At 45.8% G+C, this 2,465-nt stretch carries 2 protein-coding genes; both read right to left on the bottom strand.

All coding sequences use genetic code 11. The annotated features are described in order from the left end of the window. Positions 1–1,820 (bottom strand): hypothetical protein (locus P8O70_00750; protein ID MDG2195412.1); only part of this gene is annotated, 1,820 nt, incomplete at its 3' end. Between the two features lie 320 nt (positions 1,821–2,140). Next, positions 2,141–2,465, bottom strand: a 325-nt coding sequence (locus P8O70_00745) for a hypothetical protein (protein MDG2195411.1), incomplete at its 5' end; no start/stop codon positions are given.

Raw genomic sequence — 2,465 nt, 5'->3', positions numbered from 1 at the left:
GTGTCAGCCCCATTGAGAGAGACCTCTCCACTGAGAGAGGAGGCCAGGTTACGGTTGGGATCACGGGTACTGGTCCGTGGTTTGAGGTCAGGGCCCACCAGATAGGACTCTCCAGTCTCACCGAGACCGGTGCGTTGCAGCATCACTTCATTCAGGGTGCTGTCAGAAAGTTGCAGGGCAACGACTGTTTGAACCCCGAAGCTTAGCCCTTGATTTACACTATTCTGACGTGAAGAATCGTATTGAATCGGGCGGCCAATGAAGGCTGCAGGGGCATTTCCACTTGGCTCATAAGGCTGAAAATCAGCAAACACTTCATCTTCTGGACTGAGTAGCGCCTGTCTCACAGTGCTGCCCAGGCTACTGTTTGCAAATCTACCGTTGAGAATGTTTGTCTGGTAATCAGCTTCACGAGCCGCAGTGTAGAAAATTTCTCCATCAGGATGAATCAAGAACAGATCATAATATTCATTCAATTCAGAGAAATCTTTGTAGAACTCACCACCAACCGCATCCGATGGGTTGAGTACCTCACTCACATTCATTTCACTGATCATGACCCAATTGAGGTTCTCAAAATTGAAAGGACTCCATGCGCTTAAAACATACTCATTTATGTAATTGCGACTGACACCCACTCCAGATCCACCAGACAAACCGGAGCGCACTGGAGCTGTATCCAATTCAAGAAATTCTCGAAATGAAACCTCCATTGAAAACGTAAGTGGATCCAAAAAAGTATCCGATCGAAAACGTAGGTCACTTCCAACCAAATAGGTCTCTCCGGTCTGTCCCAAGCCACTCCGGCCGCTCATCACACTTTTGAACTTGTCGACAGGAAACTGAAATATCACTACACCAAGTTTGACCAGACCATTTCTAGTCATTTCAAAAATAGGGGCTGCCACGAAGGCTGCTGGCGCTTCAAAGCCTGCCCAGTAAGGCTCAAAATCCTCGATGAAAAACTGTCCTGGTAATTGGGCTGTGTTGGCTTGTTTAAAAATTCTGCCCAAACTGCTTTCTGCAAAAGGACCATCGATTAGGGATGTTCCAAAATTGAGTTCCTTGAATGTGGAATATACGATGCGGCCTTCTTCAGCTTCGACGAGAAAAATATCGTAGTAACCGAACTCACGGAGAAAACTACGGGTGGATGGATGGAGTTGCCCGTGGAGCCGGCTATAAGCAGTTTCGTCAGGTTTGTCTAACTCATCCTTAAATCCCATCGGGTTGGGGTTATTGACGATATACGAGTGCTGCAATGCAATCGCATGCTCATCCAATTGGGAGAAGTATTTTTCAATCTCAGGGTCTTTACCCTCATTCAATTGTCGATAGCGCTCACCAAATTCATTCTCCCAATAACTTTTCAACTCATCTCGCTTTTTGCTCAGTGTTGCTTCATCCCAGCGATTTTCTACAATATAGCTCGGAAAGTATTGGGGTAGATCCCACATCGCTTCGATAATCTTTGGACGTTTTGCAAAGTCGAGTATCTGGGAACGGACAGAGTTGAGATAGTCAAGCAGAGTAACTTTTTTGGCTTCCATGATCGCACTCAGTTTGTTATCTGCCGCTTTCTGGAAGCTCTCTACAGTCTTGCTCAGTACCTGCAGATCATTGCGTTGCTCTAAAAAGTAGTTATCCAACTTCTGTTGCTTGGCCTGTCGCAATCCAGTCAATTGTTCGTAGGTGCTGCTACTCAGGGAAAAGATGGCCACGAGCAAACTGACCAAGGTCAACAGGACCGCAGGGATACAGCCAACCAGCAGAAAACTGCTGACCAGCTTACGCTGCATGGGAATGTCTTGGAGTCGCAATCTCTTTCTCCTTGCTATAAAGAGGAAGCTAAATCAGTAAATAATGACGCTTAGTGATGGGAAGTGTGTAGGGCAGACTGTTCATATCTACTGATTTTTCACAACAATACTGTTCGTGGTTTTCTGCCTCAAAACGATTGACTGCCAAATGAACTGTTGTTGAGAAACTACACGTGAGCTTACAAGACAAGCAAGTTACAAAGAACTGTATTGTCTGTACTTTGTGATGAGCACCACAGTTGTATAAAAGATTGATAGTGAGGTGGAAAATCAGTCAGAAAAATGAAAATTATTTAGTTGTTTTAGTGTTTAATCAAAATTCAAATGTAAAGAATCCCCTCTGATTCTTGAGGTTCAGGCAAGGCAGCTGGACTTTCACTTTCTTCTTCCTCTTCTCCCTCCCACAAACGAAACTGGTGTACCACCTCCAACAACTCTTCGGCTTGCTGGGATAACTGCGAACTCGACTTCGCGTTCACCTCTGAAAACTGCGCATTCTCCATTGTCATCTGGTTCAACTCCTCCAACGCCTGGTTCACCTGACGGATCCCCTGTGACTGCTCCTCTGCGGCATGACGAATCATCTGCATCATCTCCGCTACCGACTCCGTTGTCCCAAAGATCTCTTCCAATGAACCCTGGGCC

The sequence above is a fragment of the SAR324 cluster bacterium genome, assembly GCA_029245725.1.
In the GTDB taxonomy this organism is placed as follows: domain Bacteria; phylum SAR324; class SAR324; order SAR324; family NAC60-12; genus JCVI-SCAAA005.
Note: the sequence above shows the minus strand (reverse complement) of the source record. Positions and strands in the feature narration are given on the sequence as shown.